This window comes from Microcystis sp. M53603_WE2 (assembly GCF_030065435.1).
In genome coordinates, this window is sequence record NZ_JASJFF010000295.1 from 1 (window position 1) to 1981 (window position 1981).

The following is a 1981-nucleotide window of genomic DNA, read 5'->3' on the forward strand; positions in this document are numbered from 1 at the left end:
AAAGTGGCCCCGGGTAATTCAAATTCGATTTTTTTGCCGTCCCGGCTGCGTTGACTGCGGATCGATCGCTCATCACCATTTTGCTCTAAACGGACAAAAAGACCATTGCGAGTGACCTGAAAATCATCGTTGTTGTCCGTCCGGCTAACTGGAGGTGGGGGAGTGGGACGGGTGGAACCGCGATCGGGGGGAGGTGTGGGGTCAGGGGTGACGGGTGGTTGCGTTTCCTCCCTAATTGGTTGGGGTTCTGGCAATTCCACTGTCCATTGGGTGGGCGAAATTCCGCGAATTTTTACCTGTTGAGGATCAAAGGTGTAGCCTGGGGCCAATTCAATCACTAAACGGGTAGTTTCCGCATCAAATTGACCGATACGGACACTTCTGACGATATTGCCAATGGGCCGGTTAATATTGGGTTGCCCTAACTTGATCCCGGGCAGATCGATCACGATCCTGGTGGGGTTAGTGATCATTTGCGCTCGCGGTTGCACTCGATTGTCGGTGGTGAACACCAGACGATTCTCATTGGTGTCGAATCGCCAAAAGACGAGCTTGCCTGCCCAAGCAGGGGCTGCCACCAGCAACCAAGTTAATGCGCTTAGGAATAACCAATGAAATCTCACGATCGATGCTCCCGTTGCTCAGTTATCAATTACCTTTTTTCGGTAAAAATGGACTATTTTGTCGATTTTTGGCCATCCATAGCTCCGTTAATGCTCTGAGAATGACTATCAATAAAAACAAGCTTATGGGACGTTGGCATGGTCTGCTATGTTTCTGATCAGTTATCAGTTATCAGTTATCAGTTATCAGTCATCAGTTATCAGTCATCAGTTATCAGCTTCTGAAGGTAATAGGCAAGAGGCTCCAAAAAAGAATCTGGCAATTCTCCTACCTAAAAATAAGGTTAGAAACTAAGTCCATCAAAGCTTTTAGCTTAACAAATTAGGATTTAGATTCGGCCCTTGTTATCAATGAAAAGACGGCACTGTTAGTGCCACTTAACACTGCTACTGGTAACTTAACACTGCCACTGGTCACTGGTCACTGCTCACTGCTCACTGATTGAGGGCTGGCGGTAGGTTCTTTAAATACTAACCTTAACAGGGGCGGAGCGATAAAGGTAGTCAAGATCACCATCATAATAATGGCCGCATCGGCAGCGGGGGATAAAGCGCCACTAGCAGCCCCGACTCCGGCAAAGACTAAACCCACTTCACCCCGGGGAATCATGCCAACTCCGATCGCCAAGCGATTGAGTTTTTCCTTGCTGAAAACGGCTAACCCCGTCACCACTTTACCCAAAATAGCGACGACAATTAAGAAAGCGGCCAAGACTAATCCTTCTCGATTAGTGGGAATAGCGGGATTAAGGACACTTAAATCGGTTTTTGCCCCCACACAGACGAAAAATATCGGTACAAATAAATCGGCGATCGGGAACACTTGTTCTGCCAATTCCGATCGCTTTTCCGTTTCCCCTAGAACCAGGCCCGCAGCAAAGGAACCGAGAATCGCTTCTAATTGGATAACTTGGGCAATATAAGCAAGAATAAAGGCGAAAATCAGGGAAACTAAGAGCAATTGTCCCCTAGTTTTCATGCTATTAACTAATTGAACGTAAAAGGGGCTTAAAAAACGACCGATCAGGATCGCCCCGATTACAAAAGCGCTAGAACTAATAACTAAATAAATTACTTTGCTAATTTGCACTTCTCCAGTCTTCACCAAAGAAGCAACGACAGCGAGGACGATAATACCGAGAATATCATCGAGAACCGCTGCCCCGATGATAATTTGACCTTCTTTCGCCGATAACTGCCCTATTTCTGCTAAAACCTTGGCGGTAATGCCGATACTGGTAGCGGTTAAAGCCGCCCCGGCAAAAATAGCGGGAATGGTGGCCAGATGAAAGATATAGATTAAACCCAAAGTACCCACCAAAAAGGGAACCGCAACCCCTACCACTGCGACAGCAGCT

General features: G+C 47.0%; 2 protein-coding genes. Both read right to left on the reverse strand.

Annotated features, from left to right (window positions below; all coding sequences use genetic code 11):
- The coding region (locus PX481_RS06390; protein ID WP_288094029.1) for an AMIN domain-containing protein at positions 1-623 on the reverse strand (623 nt) is incomplete at its 3' end.
- 421 nt (positions 624-1044) lie between these two features.
- Positions 1045-1981: cation:proton antiporter (locus tag PX481_RS06395; protein WP_288094031.1), on the reverse strand; the 937-nt coding region annotated here is incomplete at its 5' end.